This is a genomic window from Pseudomonas sp. BT76 TE3572 (assembly GCF_050435365.1).
In the GTDB taxonomy this organism is placed as follows: domain Bacteria; phylum Pseudomonadota; class Gammaproteobacteria; order Pseudomonadales; family Pseudomonadaceae; genus Aquipseudomonas; species Aquipseudomonas fluorescens_W.
The window spans coordinates 2,425,341-2,441,771 of record NZ_JBNDKE010000001.1; the positions used below are offsets into that span (position 1 = coordinate 2,425,341).

Here is a 16,431-nt window from a genome sequence, read left to right on the forward strand (position 1 = left end):
TAAAACCTGACTTGATCGTTCGGAGGACGACTATGAAAAGGATGTCCCTGCTGTCCCTGCTGATATCCCTGGCGCTGACCGGCGCGGTTATCGCCGATGAAACCGTCTCCGTTCGCAACGGCACTGGAGAAGAAATTCTGTTGCAGGGTTTTCATTGGAATTCCAGTCGCGACGCCGCCGAAAAGTGGTACCCCGTACTGGCTCGCACGGCTGGTCAGATCGGCCGGGACGGTTTCACCGCCATCTGGATGCCGCCGCCCTGGCGGGATCGCTCCAGCTGGGTGGACAGCCGTAGGGGCACTTCCGGCGGAGGTGAAGGTTACTTCTGGCAGGACTTTGACAAAAACGGCCGTTACGGCACTGATGAGCAGCTCAAACAGGTCGCTGCCGCGTTAAATGTCGCAGGGGTAAAGGTCGTCTATGACGTGGTACCCAATCACATGGATGACAGCAAGGCTGTCGAATCGCAGTTTCCGAGGGGCCGGAATGAGTGGCGGCATGATTGTGGCGAATGCGATAAGGGCGACTCGTTCATGGATGGCGCTGCCGATCTCAATACCGATAACGAGCACGTATTCGAAACATTCAAAAGGGAGTTCATCAACCTGCGTGACCATTACGGCGCCAAAGGCCTGCGCTTCGACTTTGTCAGAGGCTATACACCCGAAACAGTCAATCGCTGGATGCAAACCTTTGGGGATCAGCAGTTCTGTGTCGGTGAAATGTGGAAAGGCCCCAGCGAGTACCCCGACAACGATTGGCGAAGCAAGGCTAGCTGGCAGGATGCACTCAAGGACTGGTCTGATCGCTCACACTGCGCAGTGTTCGACTTCGCTCTGAAGGAGCGCATGCAGAACGGTTCGATCGCTGAATGGCGGAACGGGTTGAATGGCAACCCGAATCCAGCCTGGCGCAAAATCGCCGTGACCTTCGTCGACAACCATGACACCGGTTACTCACCGGGGCTCTATCAGGGACAGCATCATTGGCCGGTGACGGAAGCACTGCGCAACCAGGCTTACGCTTACATCCTGAGTACTCCGGGAACGCCGGCGGTGTATTGGCCTGACATGTATGACTGGCAACGCGGTGATCTGATTCGTCAATTAATAGACATCCGCAAGGAAGCCGGCATCAAGGCCGACTCACCGATCCGCTTCCAGCCTCAGTATTCCGGGTTGGTCGCGACGACGACGGGCGCCCGTAAAAGCCTGGTGATTGCCCTGGATTCGGATTTGACGAAACTGCCCCAAGGGCTGACCCAACAAGCGCTGACATGGGATGGCGGTAAAATCCGGATCTGGAGCACGGCCCCTGAACAACCACCCGTCAGTGTTCGATTCACCTGCGACTTTGCCACTCCCCTTCCCGGCCAGAACGTTTATGCCACGGGCTCGTCACTCGAACTGGGGGCATGGGATCCCGGCCATGCCATTGCCTTGACCCACAACCCGCAAGCAAACCGCTGGACCAGCGACATCGAATTGCCGGTGAAACAAGGCATTGAATGGAAATGCATCGTGCGCAGCAACGATCCCTCTGCCGCCGTGCACTGGCAGCCGGGCCCCAATGTCAGTTTCACCAGTGGCGCGGTCAGCGAAACGCGAGGAGCATTTTAAAGCTCTGGATCAACCGTCTTGATGAACCTTGAGGGTCGCGGCAGGTTGGCTGATATGCAAGGATGTTGGCCTGCAACCGCCAGTTACCTGCGACACCAAGGATTTTTCATGACCGTCATCAGCACCCCGCCTCCCGTCTTACCCGGACGCCTGGAACAGATGTCCACGCGCATCGCCTTTTTCATTGCCGGATTCGGCATCGCTGCGTGGGCGCCGCTGGTGCCCTACGCCAAGGCTCGGGCCGGGCTGGATGAAGGGACGCTCGGTTTGCTGCTGTTGTGCCTGGGGGTGGGGTCGATTCTGGCGATGCCGATGGCGGGGCTTCTGGCCACGCGTTTCGGTTGTCGCCGGGTGGTGAGCGCCGGGGTGTTGCTGATCTGTGCGGCCCTGCCGCTGCTGGCGACGGTGTCGTCGATTCCGGCGTTGATGGCTGCGTTGTTCATGTTCGGCGCGGGCCTTGGCACGGTGGATTCGACGGTGAACCTGCAAGCGGTGATCGTCGAACGGGCCAGCGGCAAGACCATGATGTCGGGTTTCCATGGGCTGTTCAGCCTCGGCGGGATTGTCGGTGCGGCGGGTGTCAGTGCCCTGCTCGGCTTCGGGGTTTCACCGCTGGGGGCGACGCTGGTGGTGATCGTGATGCTGCTGATCGCACTGGCCAAGGCCGCGCCGCACCTCTTGCCTTACGGCAGCGAAAGTTCGGGGCCGGCGTTTGCCGTTCCCCATGGCATCGTGCTGTTCATCGGCGGGATGTGCTTCATCGTGTTCCTCGCCGAAGGCGCGGCGCTCGACTGGAGTGCGGTGTTCCTGGCACAGGAGCGCGGGATCGATACCGCTTATGCGGGGCTGGGTTACGCGGCGTTTGCGCTGACCATGACCGTCGGACGTTTGACCGGTGATTCGATCGTGCGTCGTCTCGGCGCAACCAAGGTGATTGTGTTCGGTGGGTTGACGGCCGCAGCGGGTCTGTTTGTGGCGACCTTCGCCCCGAGTTGGGAAGCGGCGCTGGTGGGTTATGCATTGTTGGGGGTGGGCTGTTCGAACATTGTGCCGGTGCTGTACACCGCAGTGGGTAAACAGACGGTGATGCCCGAAAGCGTCGCCGTGCCGGCCATTACCACGCTCGGTTATGCCGGCATTCTTGCGGGGCCTGCGTTGATCGGGTTTATCGCCCATGGCAGCAGTTTGAGTTTTGCCTTCGGGTTGATGGCGGTGTTGCTGGTGGCGGTGGCCATTGGCGGGAAGGTGTTGAAGGTTTGAAAGCTTCGCCAGCAGGCTCGCTCCCACAGGGGATCTTCAGTGAACACAAAATTTGTGAACGACATGGATCAAATGTGAGAGCGAGCAGCTGGATCTATCGCAAGTTTCTTGCGGCATCACTGGCTGACCACAATCGTCCCGATCATCTGCGGGTGCAGCGCACAAAAATACTCAAACTCCCCCGGCGTGTTGAATACCCAGGAAAAGCTGTCATTCGTATCCAGCGCCCCAGAGCGAAACACCTTGTGGGTTTCCGCCACCGTATGCGGGATCTGGTCGTCGTTCACCCACGTCACTTTGGTGCCCACGGGCACAGTCAAATCCTTGGGCCCGAACATGAACTCCTTGATATCGATTTTCACCTCCTGAGCCCATACCGGCATCGACAGCATCAGGCAGACAACAGCCAACAATCGCGTTTTCATCCCAGATCCTCCGCTAAACCAGTGTCGAATCAATCAGCGCCAGCGGATGCTCGCCCTGCGTCGCTCGCACATCGGTGAGCCCTAAATAATTGCGCAGTTGATCAGCCGCCACCGTCATCGGTCCCGGTGCCGGCGCCGTACCCGGTGCAGGTTGTGGATAAGCCGTGCCGCGGGCGGTGTGGAAGGTGATATTGCCTTCAACCTTCTGGATGACCTGATGAATATGCCCGTTCAACACCGTCACCGAACCGTACTTGCGCAGCATGGCAATCGCCTGATCGCCATCCTCGGTGCCCCAACCCCACGGCTGATAAATCGTCCACAACGGAATATGGGTAAACACAACGATTGGCGTGCTGCTCGTCACGGCGCGCAAGTCATCGGCCAGCCAGGCCAGTTGATCGGCGCCAAGCGTCGCTTCATGGCCAGCCTGGAAGTTGAAGACATTCACCAGCCCGATGAAATGCACGCCGTGGTCATCGAAGCTGTACCAGCCATTGCCTTTGGTGCCCTTGCCGTAACGCTCCAGATAGAGCTTGCCGCCGCCCTCGTCGAGGGTGTCGTGCTCGCCCGGCACGTAGTGCACGGTGGACGGCAGGCCCTTGAGCAGTTGCGCGGCCGTGTCAAACTCTTCCGGTTTCGACAGGTGGGTGATGTCGCCGGTATGCAGGATCAACGATGGCCGTTTCGGCAATGCGATGACCTTGTCGATGGCCACCTGCAAGGTCTTCAACGGTTCCGGGTTGGCCTCCTTATTGAAACCGATGTGCGAGTCGCTGATTTGCACAAAGTGGAAAGTGCTGGCCAGCGCTTTGGGGTCGGAGACGTTGCCGGAATCGTCCAGCGCAAAGGCCCGTGGAATGCCGCCGCTCAAGGCCCAGATCACGCCGGCCCCGGCCCACGCGGAGCACTTGAGCAGTGTCCGGCGGTCGGGGTTCAGCGGACCGTCGGTGCGTCGTTCGTATTTCGTATGAATGTCCATCGGTGTGCCCTCGCTAGCGGACTACAGTGATGTAGCTGACACGAGATACAACCTTGCGGGACGGGTCTTTATTCCACGTCGGAAAATTATTTTTTCCCCGGGAATAAAACCCGGCGAATGACAGTTATAGGGGTGGGACGTTACGGGAATCACTATGAAGCGATTTGAGGAATTGTTTGCGCCCCACATGGACGCCGCCTACAACCTCGCGCGCTGGCTCACCGGAAACGACAGCGCCGCGCGCGATGTCGTGCAGGAAAGCGCCCTGCGGGCCTTCAGATTCTTGCACCGTTTCGCCGACGGCAATGCCAAGGCCTGGTTTCTGACCATCGTACGTAACGAAAGCTACACCTGGCTCAAGGCCTCGGCCGGCCACCACTGGGTGGCCATCGGCGATGAACTGCCCGAAGACGATGCCGCGTTGAGTCACGGCCAAACCCCGGAGTTGCTGGCCATTCACACGGAAAACGCGACGCTTGTCCAACAGGCCCTGTGCGCCCTGCCGCCAGTATTTCGCGAGGTGATTATTCTCAAGGAGTTCGAAGACATGCCCTACAAGGACATCGCCTTGGTGGCCGACATCCCCATCGGCACCGTCATGTCGAGACTGGCCAGGGCTCGCGCCATGCTCAAGCTCGAACTACTGAAGTTGCACGATCATGAATGAACTCGACTGCACGGCTTGCCAGACGCTGGTTCATGGCTATCTGGACAAGGAACTGGATACGGTGATGGCGGCCCGGGTCGCCGGACATTTGGCCGAATGTGCCGAGTGCGCGCGGCTGCATGATCAAGCGCGGCTATTGAAGGTCAGCGTGAAGCGGCATGCGCCGTATTACTCGGCACCGGCGTCGTTGACGGCCAACCTGTTCGCCCCTGTTGCACCTCAACCCCGTGCCGTGGAACGTTGGCGAAAATGGTTCGCACCTGTTTTTTCAGCGACAGCGCTGGCCTTGGCAGTGATGCTGTATGTCGTCACGCCGGGCAGTGAACAGCCGTTAATGGATGAGGCGGTCTCCAGCCATGTCCGCTCGTTGATGGGCGAGCATTTGAACGATGTGGTGTCGTCCGACCGCCATACCGTGAAACCTTGGTTCACCGGCAAGCTCGACTTCTCGCCGCCCGTATTCGATTACTCGGCGCAGGGTTTTCCGTTGTTGGGTGGGCGGCTGGATTACCTGCAACATCAGACCACGGCGGCCCTGAGCTATGGGCGCGCCAAGCACATTATCAATGTGTTTATCCTGCCCACGCAGGAGACGGACAAGCCGCGGCAGAGTCAGACGGTCCGTGGCTTTAACGTCGTGTTTTGGCAGGAGAACCACATGCGATTTGTGCTGGTTTCCGATCTGGAGAAAAGTGAACTGGAGGCGTTCAGCCAGTTGCTCAAGAACGGCGCCTGAAGGGACGCGCCCCCTGCCGACGCCGGAGCTACCGATGGCTGCGATCTGAACCTCAAGCATGATTCTTGCGATATTCGCCGGGAGAAATGCCGAAACGTGATTTGAACGCGGTCGAACAGTAGCTCGAATCGTAAAAGCACATATCCAGACGGCGGCACTTGATGTAGCGCAAGGACTGAGGAAAATCTGCTGATCGTTCCCACGTTACCTGTTTGTAAAGGGGCGCCGAAAGGCGTAATGCCGATCAGTTAAGCCAAAACGCGATCCGTAGCAGCTGGCGAAGCCTGCGTTCGGTTCGGGCCGCTCCTTAACTGATCGGCATTAGCCGAACGGCGCCCCTTTTTTTCTACGCTGAAACCTGCCTCTGCAATCGTCGGCCGACGACATCCATCAAATCACAGCCATCGCGCAGTGAAGTCACCAACACCCGCGCCAGCTCACTGTGGACACCTTCGCCAAACGCAATGCTCTCCAGCAGTTGCGTTGCGGTACGAATGCGGTAGGCCGCGGTTTTATGCAACACGTCCAGTGGTGCTTCAGTGTCGATCAGCAATGATGGGATGTTGCAGTCGATGCCAGTGATAGGCATGTATCGATCCATGATGAAAAACCTCCATTGGGTAAAGGCACACGATTATTCAGCGTTGGCAGTTGGACGACCTTCAGACGATCCCCGGGGCGGCTCCAGGTTGTCCAGCACTCGATTGACCAGCAATTCGCCCAGCGCAGACAGTTGCTGAATACCCACAATGATATGGCGACGAGGACCTTCCAGTTCACGGGCGAGATCGGTGGCCATGACACTGAGGGAGGCGAGGGTTTCAGAGGCGTGACACAGGAGGGATTCCGTGTCGACATCCGGAATGACGGTGAAGAAATAGTTGGCAGACTTGGGATGTGTGTGAGAGCGCAGGGGCACGCTGACAAGTTGTTCGGTGACTTTGGCGGGACTGGATGAATCGACGGTGTCGTCGGCCGGAAGGCCTGACGGTTCGATTGCGATTGAGGTGATCTTTTTCATGCCGGTGCTCCTTGCAAGGGTAAGAAATCGCCCGTCTCTTGCCCTCAACCAGGATTGAGTGACGGCTATACAGGGCGGACCGGTAGATTTATTACCAGAAAATTCCATTTAATTAATCAAATAAATGAACATCTGTGTAATTAAATGATTCTTGCCAGATTAATATTTTTTCGACCTTCATAGTTACTGTAAGAAACTTCTACAACCCAAGTAGGCAGCGTCTTACATGCAATGTCAGAATTCAATCGCGACAATAGAAAATATTCCACAGCTGTTTAACCCGAGTGAAAAATTATCTTTTTTGTCCAGTGGCCAGGCGTGTAGGATGCTGCACTCAAAGCGAATCACCTCCCTACGTGCGATCTATTGCAACGACAGCAAATGGTAAATATTTAATGCACAAGAAAGACAGAACGGAAAAGTTGAAAAACAACATCAAGTACCTGATAAAGAGCCGTGGAGAGACTCGGCTTTCGTTGTGCAATGCTAGCGGATTGACCAGAACGACCATCTACAACATTCTGGAAGGAAGGGTTGTCCATGTACAACAATCAACGATTCGAAAAATATCGGATTTTTTTGGCGTTTCTTATGCGGAAATAGAGACGATTGATTTTGAAGAAAAGGAAACAATAGAGAGTAGCGCCTCCCCACTCGGAAACATGAATCCGGCCGCGGTTCCGATCATTAGAGAGAGTTTGTTGATTCAGAGCCTAGACAAAAGAATTGGCGAGCTGTCCATCACGCATCCGTTGACGTATTACTTCGGTACGGCCTGCAATGTAATAGGCGTGCTTCTGGAGAATGACATTAGTGGGATGAATGAGTCAGGAGATCTCTTGATAGTAAAAAAGGGATTATCCACTGGTAATGGAGAGAGGCTGGTGTACGACAAGGCTACAAAGAAGCTTTTCATAACCAGCGAAACTTTTTTTGACTCGAATGCTATTTCTATTGGAGTTGTGCTAGAGGAGCGTTTTAATGATCAGCAGTAATACTCTTGAAAATAGCCGATACAAACTATTAGGATTCGATAACGGCAAAAAACTCGCTGTCATTATGGTGCTCTCTACAGGAAAGGTAATAAAAATAAAACTAGACGAACTATTGAAAAGTGAAATCACAGACAATTTAAACAAAATGGAAATCAGAGACATATACAAAAAACTATATACCAGCGGACCTACATTGACTGCATATGAAATGAATGATCGCCATGAACGGTCGTGGATGATTTACGTAGCTTTAAATTTACTAATGCTTACGATTTACTTCTTCACAAACATTGCTGCGGCAAAACTAATCCACTTGGATGTGTTTGATGTTGTTATCACTCCGGGGGTATTTCTCTATCCATTGACATTTTTGATAGTCGACCTATTAAATGAATCTTACGGATTGAGACTTGCAAGAAGAGCCATTCTATTTGCTTTTTTAAGCAATGTTTTTATTATTATTTTGCTTAGCGCAATTACTTCGTTGCCAGGGCTGCCTGATTGGAAACTTGACAAGCCATACAGTGAAATCATGACTCATGTATCGTCAGTAATAGTGGCATCTTCAGTTTCCTTTCTTTTTTCTGAATATGTTAATTCTTACTTGCTATGTAAAATCAAGAAACTTACAAGCTCTAGATTTCTTTTTTTAAGGGTGTTCCTTAGTACTTTTTTTGCAGTAATAATAGACACTTTGCTTTTTTGCTACATTGCATTCTATGGCACCATGCAAAATAGCGACATACTAAATATGGTTTACGCCCAAATAGCTATTAAAATGTGTTTTGCCGTGTTTAATGTTTTTCCTGCCTACGGAGCAAGATCATTATTTAAACGCTATGTAGGTGCACACCAAGTAAAATAACGATAGAGGGACAGCCATTAATGGCCACCCCCTTCCTACAGCAAATTACATCTATAGTTTTAGTTTGATTTTCAGGCTATTAAAAACCTCTTCTCTGCCCTCCAAAAACTCACTCAATCCTTTCGCACGAAGAGAACAAGCATCACAGTCGCCGCACCCACTTCCCATTATTCCGTTGTAGCAAGTCAATGTATGGTAACGAACCAAATCCAACTGCTCATGATAATCAGCCAAAGCCCAAGTCTCAGCTTTGTTCAGCCGCATAAGCGGCGTCTCGATTCGAATCTTATAGTCCATGCCCAAATGGATGGCACTGTTCAACACCTTAACAAACTCATCACCACAATCCGGATAACCAGAGCTCTCAGTTTCACAAACACCTGTGATGACAGCTTCAGCGCCTACCTGATAGGCATAAATAGAAGCCAACGTTAAAAACAGAATATTCCTGCCAGGCACGAACGTATCAGGCACACCGTCCCCCATACTCCTTGCAATAGGAATATGGTCGCGCGTCAAACTGCTAATGGCCAGTTCACTCAACAATGAAGTGTCTAATACTTTGTGCACCTTCACACCAAGCTGTTTCGAAAGCTGTTGCGCCACTTCGATTTCCGCACGATGGCGCTGGCCATAATCAAAGGTTATGCAGTGAATTTCATCGTACATCGGCAATGCATGGATCAAGCAGGTGGTTGAGTCTTGTCCGCCGCTGAAAACGATAACGGCCTTTCTGGTCATGGTTCGTTCTTCCTTGGGGTGTCTCGGCAGGGTGCCGGGGCCGTTGACCCTACCGGGAAGCTCAAACTCTGGGTGTGGGAGGTTTCCGAAATGACCGTCTCCGGTTTCCGTTTGTGTCAGTTCTATGCTGGATTCTCGAGGGATTTTCCAAACAGTCATCCCTGATGACCCCGGCAAAGGCGTGGTTGAAGGCCAATCCGGCAGTGCTTGAAGCATGGTTGGTGGGGGTCAGCAGTCGGGATGGGCAGGATGGGTTGGCGGTGGCCAGTGGGCAGTTGGCCCCCTGAAAGGAATGGCTTGGGTCCCGCCGCAAACACGGCGGGTACCGCTTGATGGAAAGATTACTTGCCTTCGCTTTCGGTAATGAAGCCGATGATGCTGACGCCCCCTCGCATAATGTCTTCGGCGATGGCCTTGCGCGCCTTGGCCGGCTTTTTCTCGCGCAGGGCTTCGATCAGCACCAGATGCTCGTCGGCACCGATGTAGGTGTTATGCCCCTTGGTGTAGAACAGATTGAGGATCGGCCCCATGGACACCCACAACCCTTCGATTTGCGCAGTCAGCATGTCCATTGCTGCCAACCGATAGACGGTGAAGTGGAACTCACGGTTGAAGTGCATCGCTTGCGGACCGTCGTTGGCCTGGTCGGCCTGTTGAAAATTGGTATGCAGTTCTTCCAGCCGCGTCAGGTCCTCGGGCGTCACGTTGCGCGTGGCAAGTTCTGCCGCCAGGCCTTCCAGTGCGATGCGGATAGTGCGCACCTCCAGATAACGGCTCATGGTCAGTTCCGGGACCATGGCAAAACGGCCTGAACGCAACTCGAGGCCACGTTCGCTGACCAGCCTCAGGCAGGCTTCGCGGACCGGGGTGACGCTGGTGCCGAGCTTGTCGGCCAGGTCTTGCATGACCAGCCGCTCGCCGGGCTTGAAGTTACCGGCGATCAGCCCTTCGCGGATGGCGTAATAAGCGCGGGCGGACAGGTTGCCTTGTTCCAGCGGTTGAATCTGCACGGTCGAACTCCTGGATGATGCTTTTTTATTGCGCAGCCTGTCGGGGGTGCGCCAAGAATCTGAAATACATTGTCTTATATCCTATAAGTAAGACTCAACCTTGCATTACAGCGGTTCGGGAATCAGTTGCAGAAAGAGCGGCACTGCGCGTGCCGCTCTCCGTTGCTTGGCTTAGCGAATCAATGCTTTGAGGGTGTGTTCGATGACGTCGAGGCTTTCATCGAGAATCTTCGTGGTATGCAAGGTCGACAGGTACAGGCGCTTGAGGGGCAATGGCTGAAAAATCATCCGCTGCTCGATCAGGCGCTTGCGAAACGCCAGGTCCAGTGCATCGTCGTTGCGCAACAAATCGCGGTACTGACTGTAGGCCCCCTCGAAGAAGTACATCAGCCAGACCGAGCCATATCCGGCGCTTTGAGCTGGAATGCCCAGCCGCTGAATGATGCCGTCGAGCTGCCCGCGCAAGTAATCCCCCATGGCAAACAGACGCTCGTAGACACCTTCGCGAGAAAGCTCTTCGATGGTCGCCAGCACCGCGGCCAGCGTCGACGGCGTACCATTGAACGTTCCGCCCATGAACACACCCCGGTCGCCCGACTGCCCTACCCGCTCCAACAGATCCCGACGGCCGGCGACCAGACCCACGGGATAACCCGATGAAGCCGCCTTGCCGAAGGTTGCCAGATCCGGTGTCACGCCGACGATGGACTGATAGCCACCCAGCGCATGACGAAACCCGGTGATGACTTCGTCGAAAATCAGAATCACGCCGTGCTCGAGGGTCAATTGCCGAAGCGCCCGCAGAAACTCCGTCGATGCCGCCACCGAGCCCATGTTGTGGGCAATCGGCTCGACGATGATTGCCGCGACCTGCCCCGGATTGGCTTTGAGATAACGTTCCACCGCCTCGGCATCGTTGTACGGCAGGATGATCGTGTACTGCGCCGCATCCAGCAGGATACCGTCGGACATCGGGTCGAAGCTGTCCATGCGCTCACGGGATGTCTGGCCGTTCATCGCCACATAGTCGTGCCAGCCGTGATATCCGCCCTGGAACTTGATGATCCGTTTGGCACCGGTTACGGCCCGTGCCAGGCGCAAGGCGTGGTACGTCGCCTCAGAGCCACTGTTGCAAAATGCCACCTGCTCGGCACAGGGAATGCACTCGACCAGGGCTTCCGCCGTCTCGACTTCCAGATCGGTAATGCCGGCACCGATCAGGTCAAGGCGTTCGCTGACCTGCGCTACGCGTTGACGAATCGCCTGGTTGCCGTGCCCGAGTACATGTGCCCCGAATCCGCAGTGGAAATCGGTATGACGCTCGCCATTGGCGTCGTACAGATAGGGGCCTTCTGCGCGGACAAACGCGTAAGGCTGCCCGAGCTTGCGGCTCGGGCTAAGATGGCCGCCCGGCAACACCTGCCGGGCGCGTTCATGCAAGGATTGATTGGCATCAAGCAACATGATCGACTCCTTGGGCAAGCGCCTCGCGGGCCACTGCTTCAATACCGACAGCGTCCAGCCGGTAATGCCGATAGAGGTGCGTCGGCGGTGCAATCAGGCTGTATTCATCTTCGATCCCGTGACGCCGCAGACGTGTCCCCCGTCCCGTGTCCGCCAGCACCTCCGCCACGGCACCACCCAACCCTCCCAGCACGTTGTGTTCTTCAACGGTCATCAACAACCCGCTTTCACTCGCCGCACATAACACGGCGTCACGATCCAGCGGCTTGATGGTGTGCATATCGATCACACCCACCGATAAACCACTGGCGCGCAAGGCCTGCGCGGCTTCCAGCGTGGGGTGAAGCATGCTGCCGGTGGCGATCAGCGTCAGGTCGCTGCCCCGCTCATGAACGATGGCTTTGCCAAATTCGAACACCACGTCATCGGGGTAAACGTTGGGCTCCTGGCCGCGGCCGATACGGAAATAAATCGGTTGCGGATGATGAATCGAGGCGCGGATCGCCGCCGCCAGCTGTGGGCCATCGGCCGGCGCAACGACCGTCAGATCGGCGATGCTGCGGGTGATTGCCAGGTCTTCTGTGGCGTGATGCGAGGTGCCATAAAAGCCAAGGCTGATACCCGAATGGTGCCCGATCAGCCGCACCGGCAGCGCGCTGTAGGCCACGTCCATGCGAATTTGCTCGCAGCAGAGCAAAGCCAGGAATGAAGCAAATGTCGCCACAAACGGCATGCTCCCGGTGGTGGCAATGCCCGCCGCCGCGGTGACCATGTTTTGCTCGGAGATACCGAACTGGATAAACAGCTCGGGGAAGCGTTGAGCGAAGCGACTCAAGCCATTGGAGTACTGCAGGTCGGCGGTGCCGACCGCGATCTTGTGACCGGCCTCGACCAGGTCGATCAACGCATCGGACAAGTAGCTCAGGCCGGGGGCACGAGCATTGATTTGCCGGTATTGCCAGGTATCGGCGCTGACGGGCGAGCTCATCACACACCTCCTTTGGATTTGATTTCTTCAATAGCGAGCAATTCGTCTTCCTCGGCCAACCAGCCAAGGTGCCAACCGGGTTCGGTTTCCATGTACTCGACGCCCTTGCCCTTGACGGTCAAGGCGATCACGCAGACTGGCTTTTCGCGCTGCGTATCGGCTTTTAGCTGGCGCAACAGGCGAGCCACGGCAGCAACGTCATGCCCATCGACCTCATGCACGTCCCAACCGAAAGCGCGCCATTTGTCGCCCAGTGGTTCGATGCCAATGATGTCGTCGACCTTGCCGTCGAGCTGGTAACCGTTTCGATCGATGATCGCGATCAGGTTCGAGGTCTTGTAATGCGCGGCTGCCATTGCCGCTTCCCACACTTGGCCTTCATGCATTTCGCCGTCGCCCAGCAGCACATACACATCGAACGGGTTGTTCTGCAGACGTCCGCCCAGTGCCATGCCCAGTCCGCCGGACAACGCATGACCAATGGAACCGGAACTGAAATCCACCCCCGCGACCTTGCGCATGTCCGGGTGATCGCCCAACGGATTACCCAAGCGGGTGTAACCGTCGAGCAGCGCCTTGTCGAAAAAGCCCCAGTCCGCCAGTAACGGATACAGCCCGACTGCAGCATGTCCCTTGCCCATCAAGAAGCGATCACGACCTGGCCATTTAGGCTCGCCGTGGCGCAAGCGCATGGCGTCGTAATACAGCGCCGAGAAAATTTCCGCGCACGAAAATACGGAGGTGTAGTGCCCCACCTTGGCGATGGAAATCAGGCGCACGGTTTCCAGACGAACAAACAAGGCACGCTCTTTGAGGTGGGCGATGTGCTCGGCACTCAGGTCCTCGACCGGAACGGGAATGGGGGGTGGGGCGGCAATCGACATGGCTGCATTTCCTGAATGATTGTTAGAGAGGCGACCGCTCTCGCGGCCTCCTTCTTACAACTTATAAGATATATATTGCAACGACAAGCCGTTGGCGTTATTTTTTCCAACAGGCAGGAACGACCCGGCCAGACTAGGCCAGATTTTCTGATCTTATAAGTTATATGTATTTCAGCTCTCGGAGATGCCACTCGTGTCGCACGAAACCACCCCCGCAGCCAGCGTTCTGGCCCAGGCAGATCAACGCTTTCACCTGCACTCGCAGACCAATCTGCGGCGCCATCAACAACAAGGCCCGATGGTCATCGAACGCGGAGATGGCATCCACGTCATCGACGAACATGGGCACCGCTACATTGAGGGAATGTCTGGCCTCTGGTGCGCCAGCCTGGGGTTTTCCAATCGTCGGCTGGCCGAAGCCGCACAACGCCAGTTCGATGTCCTGCCCTACTACCACACCTTCAATCATCGGGTTCCATCGGTGACAGTACGCCTGGCCGAACGCATCGCCGCCCTCGCGCCCCTACCGGATGCGAAAGTGTTTTTTGCCTGCTCGGGTTCGGAAGCCAACGACTCGATGATCAAAATGTCCTGGGCCTGGCACCGGGCTCGAGGCAATACACACAAACGCAAAATCATCGCCCACCAGAAAGGTTTTCATGGCTCCACAGTCATGGGGGCGACGCTGTCCGGATTGCCAAACATGCATGCCGCATTCGGCTTGCCACTGGACCAGATGATTCATGTCGAGTGCCCTCATTACTACCGCAATGGCTTGCCCGGCGAGACGGAGGCCGCCTTCTGCGAACGCCTGGTCGCCGACTTGCAACAGCGCATTGAGGCTGAAGGGGCAGACACCATCGCCGCCTTCATCAGTGAACCGATCATGGGTGCCGGCGGCGTGATCGTCCCGCCGCCCGGCTACTTTTCCGCGGTGCAGGCGCTGCTGGCGCGGCACGACATTTTGATGCTGGCCGACGAGATCATTTGTGGTTTTGGACGCACCGGCCAGTGGTTCGGCCATCAAACGATGGGCTTTGCACCCGACATGATGGCGTGTGCCAAAAGCCTTTCAGCGGGCTATCAGCCGATTTCCTGCACCGTAGTCAGCGGCCCGGTCTACCAAGTGCTCGAAGAACAGAGCCAGCAACTGAACGGCTTCGGGCATGGCTTCACCTACTCCGGGCACCCGGTGGCCGCCGCCGTCGCCCTCGAAACGCTTTCCATCTACCAGGAACTGGACATCCCGGCCCGTACCCGCCAGTTGGGCGAGGTCCTGCACAGTGAACTTGCGCCCCTGCTCGACCATCCCCTGGTCGGCGAAATCCGCGGTATCGGTCTGGTTGCGGGGCTGGAACTGGTGGCCGACAAGGCGTCGCGACGCTCATTTGCCGCTCAGGTGGCGATTGGGGCGCAGGTCGAACTGGCCGCCCGCAAGCACGGCCTGATCGTGCGCAACATGGGCGATTCGATCGCCCTGGCGCCGCCTTTCATCATTGAACCGGAGCAAATCCGCGAACTGGTCGGCCGCCTGACGGACGCGCTGAACGACGTCAATCTCGCCATGGGACACTGCTCATGAATAGCCTCGCCCATTCCCTCGACGCCTCCGGCGCCTTGATCGACCTCACCCATGTGCAAAAGAGTTACGACGGCAAGACGCTGATCATCAAGGATTTGAACCTCTCCATCGCGCAAGGAGAATTCCTGACCCTGCTGGGTGCGTCCGGGTCGGGAAAGACCACCACGCTGATGATGCTCGCCGGCTTCGAAACCCCGACCCGTGGCGAAATCCGCATGGCGGGCAAACCGATTCAGAACGTCCCGGCGCACCGACGCGGCATGGGCATGGTGTTCCAGAACTACGCGCTGTTTCCGCACATGACCGTGGCCGAGAACCTGGCCTACCCGTTGAAGATGCGCGGACTCAATCGCCTCGATGTGCAGAACAAGGTCAAGCGCGCCATCGAGATGGTCCAGTTGCATGACATGCAGCAGCGGCGCCCCACAGAGTTGTCCGGTGGCCAGCAGCAACGCGTCGCCCTCGCCCGCGCCATGGTGTTCGAACCGCAGGTGATCCTGATGGACGAGCCACTTGGCGCGCTCGACAAGAACCTGCGCGAGCACATGCAGTACGAGATCAAGCAGTTGCATCGAAGACTGGGTGTCACGGTGGTGTACGTGACCCACGATCAGGGTGAAGCCTTGACCATGTCCGACCGGGTGGCCGTGTTTCATCAAGGTGATATCGCCCAGATCGGTGATCCGGTTTCACTGTACGAACACCCTGAAAACGCTTACGTGGCCACGTTTATCGGCGAAAACAATGTGCTGCGCGGCCATCTCGTTGCTCGCCACGGGCATGAACTTGAGGTTGCGCTGGAGGCTGGCTTCGGGGCCCGAGGCATGGGCGTTACGGTGCCGATCGGCGCCTCGAAAAAAGTCGAGTTGCTGATCCGTCCGGAAAATATCCGGCTGTGCCCAATCAATCAGAACAGCTACCAGGCCACCCTCGCCGACCGCGTCTACCTGGGCGACCACCTGCGCATTCACTTGAAACTGGGTAACGGCGACACGCTGATTGTGAAAACCGCCAACGACGAGGCCATCAAGGGCCTCAACAACGGTCAGCACATCGGCTTTACCTGGCGACCCGAAGACGCGCGGGTTTTCCCGCTGGGTTGAGACCCGCCCCCTGTAACCATCGAAACACTCACACCCACAACAATAAGAAGGTCATCACCATGCAATGCTTCGATCACTCGACCTGAGTC

At 56.3% G+C, this 16,431-nt stretch carries 17 protein-coding genes and 2 pseudogenes; 9 read left to right on the forward strand and 10 right to left on the reverse strand.

Annotated features, from left to right (window positions below; all coding sequences use genetic code 11):
- Positions 1 to 32 precede the first annotated feature (32 nt).
- Both ABH912_RS11210 and ABH912_RS11215 read left to right on the forward strand, forming a co-directional pair.
- The gene (locus tag ABH912_RS11210) at positions 33 to 1,619 is read left to right on the forward strand and encodes a glucan 1,4-alpha-maltotetraohydrolase domain-containing protein (protein WP_033061094.1); all 1,587 of its coding nucleotides are present in this window, start codon (positions 33 to 35) and stop codon (positions 1,617 to 1,619) included.
- A 108-nt stretch (positions 1,620 to 1,727) separates the two neighbouring features.
- Positions 1,728 to 2,879 (forward strand): MFS transporter, encoded by a 1,152-nt coding sequence (locus ABH912_RS11215; protein WP_033061096.1) that lies wholly within the window; start codon positions 1,728 to 1,730, stop codon positions 2,877 to 2,879.
- 116 nt (positions 2,880 to 2,995) lie between these two features.
- On the opposite strand, the gene ABH912_RS11220 is transcribed toward ABH912_RS11215, so the two are convergent.
- Entirely contained in the window at positions 2,996 to 3,304 is a 309-nt protein-coding gene (locus tag ABH912_RS11220) for a cupredoxin domain-containing protein (RefSeq protein WP_429510669.1), read from the reverse strand.
- A 13-nt stretch (positions 3,305 to 3,317) separates the two neighbouring features.
- Positions 3,318 to 4,286: a metallophosphoesterase family protein gene (locus ABH912_RS11225; RefSeq protein ID WP_123368394.1), complete on the reverse strand. Its 969-nt coding sequence runs from the start codon at positions 4,284 to 4,286 to the stop codon at positions 3,318 to 3,320.
- Between the two features lie 154 nt (positions 4,287 to 4,440).
- On the opposite strand from ABH912_RS11225, the gene ABH912_RS11230 reads away from it, so the two are divergent.
- Both ABH912_RS11230 and ABH912_RS11235 read left to right on the forward strand, forming a co-directional pair.
- Positions 4,441 to 4,953, forward strand: coding sequence for a sigma-70 family RNA polymerase sigma factor (locus ABH912_RS11230; protein ID WP_429510670.1), 513 nt, complete (start codon positions 4,441 to 4,443; stop codon positions 4,951 to 4,953).
- A complete protein-coding gene (locus ABH912_RS11235) occupies positions 4,946 to 5,689 on the forward strand; it encodes an anti-sigma factor family protein (protein ID WP_429510671.1) in 744 nt (247 codons plus the stop codon). The genes ABH912_RS11230 and ABH912_RS11235 overlap by 8 nt, the downstream gene beginning before the upstream one ends.
- Positions 5,690 to 5,741: 52 nt before the next feature.
- Here the strand turns inward: ABH912_RS11235 and ABH912_RS11240 are convergent.
- The 3 genes and pseudogenes from ABH912_RS11240 to ABH912_RS11250 form a co-directional block, all read right to left on the reverse strand.
- Positions 5,742 to 5,858: pseudogene (locus ABH912_RS11240) on the reverse strand (AraC family transcriptional regulator); the annotation flags it as partial.
- 177 nt (positions 5,859 to 6,035) lie between these two features.
- Positions 6,036 to 6,290, reverse strand: coding sequence for a hypothetical protein (locus tag ABH912_RS11245; protein WP_429510672.1), 255 nt, complete (start codon positions 6,288 to 6,290; stop codon positions 6,036 to 6,038).
- A 33-nt stretch (positions 6,291 to 6,323) separates the two neighbouring features.
- Complete coding sequence (locus tag ABH912_RS11250; RefSeq protein ID WP_429510673.1) at positions 6,324 to 6,710, reverse strand: DUF6124 family protein; 387 nt, start codon at positions 6,708 to 6,710, stop codon at positions 6,324 to 6,326.
- A 395-nt stretch (positions 6,711 to 7,105) separates the two neighbouring features.
- Here ABH912_RS11250 and ABH912_RS11255 point away from each other — a divergent pair, with 395 nt between their 5' ends.
- Complete coding sequence (locus ABH912_RS11255) at positions 7,106 to 7,705, forward strand: helix-turn-helix transcriptional regulator (RefSeq protein WP_429510674.1); 600 nt, start codon at positions 7,106 to 7,108, stop codon at positions 7,703 to 7,705.
- Positions 7,692 to 8,570, forward strand: a complete 879-nt coding sequence (locus ABH912_RS11260) for a queuosine precursor transporter (RefSeq protein ID WP_429510675.1) — start codon at positions 7,692 to 7,694, stop codon at positions 8,568 to 8,570. Before ABH912_RS11255 ends, ABH912_RS11260 begins: the two co-directional genes overlap by 14 nt.
- A gap of 51 nt (positions 8,571 to 8,621) precedes the next feature.
- Here the strand turns inward: ABH912_RS11260 and queC are convergent, their stop codons facing one another.
- Positions 8,622 to 9,311 carry a 7-cyano-7-deazaguanine synthase QueC gene (queC, locus tag ABH912_RS11265; protein ID WP_429510676.1) on the reverse strand — a complete coding sequence of 230 codons (690 nt, stop codon included), beginning with the start codon at positions 9,309 to 9,311 and terminating at the stop codon, positions 8,622 to 8,624.
- 167 nt (positions 9,312 to 9,478) lie between these two features.
- Here queC and ABH912_RS11270 point away from each other — a divergent pair.
- A pseudogene (locus ABH912_RS11270) lies at positions 9,479 to 9,598 on the forward strand (glycine/betaine ABC transporter substrate-binding protein); the annotation flags it as partial.
- 54 nt (positions 9,599 to 9,652) lie between these two features.
- On the opposite strand, the gene ABH912_RS11275 reads toward ABH912_RS11270, so the two are convergent.
- The 4 genes from ABH912_RS11275 to ABH912_RS11290 all read right to left on the reverse strand — a co-directional run bounded on the left by ABH912_RS11275 (position 9,653) and on the right by ABH912_RS11290 (position 13,657).
- Entirely contained in the window at positions 9,653 to 10,321 is a 669-nt protein-coding gene (locus tag ABH912_RS11275; protein ID WP_429510677.1) for a GntR family transcriptional regulator, read from the reverse strand.
- 171 nt (positions 10,322 to 10,492) lie between these two features.
- Positions 10,493 to 11,785 (reverse strand): aspartate aminotransferase family protein, encoded by a 1,293-nt coding sequence (locus tag ABH912_RS11280; RefSeq protein WP_429510678.1) that lies wholly within the window; start codon positions 11,783 to 11,785, stop codon positions 10,493 to 10,495.
- Entirely contained in the window at positions 11,775 to 12,773 is a 999-nt protein-coding gene (locus ABH912_RS11285) for a transketolase family protein (protein ID WP_429510679.1), read from the reverse strand. Before ABH912_RS11285 ends, ABH912_RS11280 begins: the two co-directional genes overlap by 11 nt.
- A complete protein-coding gene (locus tag ABH912_RS11290) occupies positions 12,773 to 13,657 on the reverse strand; it encodes a transketolase (protein WP_429510680.1) in 885 nt (294 codons plus the stop codon). The genes ABH912_RS11285 and ABH912_RS11290 overlap by 1 nt, the downstream gene beginning before the upstream one ends.
- Positions 13,658 to 13,841: 184 nt before the next feature.
- Between ABH912_RS11290 and ABH912_RS11295 the strand changes: the two genes are divergently transcribed.
- The gene (locus ABH912_RS11295) at positions 13,842 to 15,239 is read left to right on the forward strand and encodes an aminotransferase (RefSeq protein WP_429510681.1); all 1,398 of its coding nucleotides are present in this window, start codon (positions 13,842 to 13,844) and stop codon (positions 15,237 to 15,239) included.
- Complete coding sequence (locus ABH912_RS11300) at positions 15,236 to 16,342, forward strand: ABC transporter ATP-binding protein (protein WP_429510682.1); 1,107 nt, start codon at positions 15,236 to 15,238, stop codon at positions 16,340 to 16,342. Before ABH912_RS11295 ends, ABH912_RS11300 begins: the two co-directional genes overlap by 4 nt.
- Positions 16,343 to 16,431 lie beyond the last annotated feature (89 nt).

Coding starts and splice junctions, on each gene's coding strand:
- ABH912_RS11295 (WP_429510681.1), top strand. CDS start 13,842: ATGCCACTCGTGTCGCACGAAACCACCCCCGCAGCCAGCGTTCTGGCC.
- ABH912_RS11260 (WP_429510675.1), top strand. CDS start 7,692: ATGATCAGCAGTAATACTCTTGAAAATAGCCGATACAAACTATTAGGA.
- ABH912_RS11235 (WP_429510671.1), top strand. CDS start 4,946: ATGAATGAACTCGACTGCACGGCTTGCCAGACGCTGGTTCATGGCTAT.
- ABH912_RS11245 (WP_429510672.1), bottom strand. CDS start 6,290: ATGGATCGATACATGCCTATCACTGGCATCGACTGCAACATCCCATCA.
- ABH912_RS11280 (WP_429510678.1), bottom strand. CDS start 11,785: ATGTTGCTTGATGCCAATCAATCCTTGCATGAACGCGCCCGGCAGGTG.
- ABH912_RS11220 (WP_429510669.1), bottom strand. CDS start 3,304: ATGAAAACGCGATTGTTGGCTGTTGTCTGCCTGATGCTGTCGATGCCG.
- ABH912_RS11230 (WP_429510670.1), top strand. CDS start 4,441: ATGAAGCGATTTGAGGAATTGTTTGCGCCCCACATGGACGCCGCCTAC.
- ABH912_RS11215 (WP_033061096.1), top strand. CDS start 1,728: ATGACCGTCATCAGCACCCCGCCTCCCGTCTTACCCGGACGCCTGGAA.
- ABH912_RS11285 (WP_429510679.1), bottom strand. CDS start 12,773: ATGAGCTCGCCCGTCAGCGCCGATACCTGGCAATACCGGCAAATCAAT.
- ABH912_RS11225 (WP_123368394.1), bottom strand. CDS start 4,286: ATGGACATTCATACGAAATACGAACGACGCACCGACGGTCCGCTGAAC.
- ABH912_RS11300 (WP_429510682.1), top strand. CDS start 15,236: ATGAATAGCCTCGCCCATTCCCTCGACGCCTCCGGCGCCTTGATCGAC.
- ABH912_RS11255 (WP_429510674.1), top strand. CDS start 7,106: ATGCACAAGAAAGACAGAACGGAAAAGTTGAAAAACAACATCAAGTAC.
- queC (WP_429510676.1), bottom strand. CDS start 9,311: ATGACCAGAAAGGCCGTTATCGTTTTCAGCGGCGGACAAGACTCAACC.
- ABH912_RS11210 (WP_033061094.1), top strand. CDS start 33: ATGAAAAGGATGTCCCTGCTGTCCCTGCTGATATCCCTGGCGCTGACC.
- ABH912_RS11290 (WP_429510680.1), bottom strand. CDS start 13,657: ATGTCGATTGCCGCCCCACCCCCCATTCCCGTTCCGGTCGAGGACCTG.
- ABH912_RS11250 (WP_429510673.1), bottom strand. CDS start 6,710: ATGAAAAAGATCACCTCAATCGCAATCGAACCGTCAGGCCTTCCGGCC.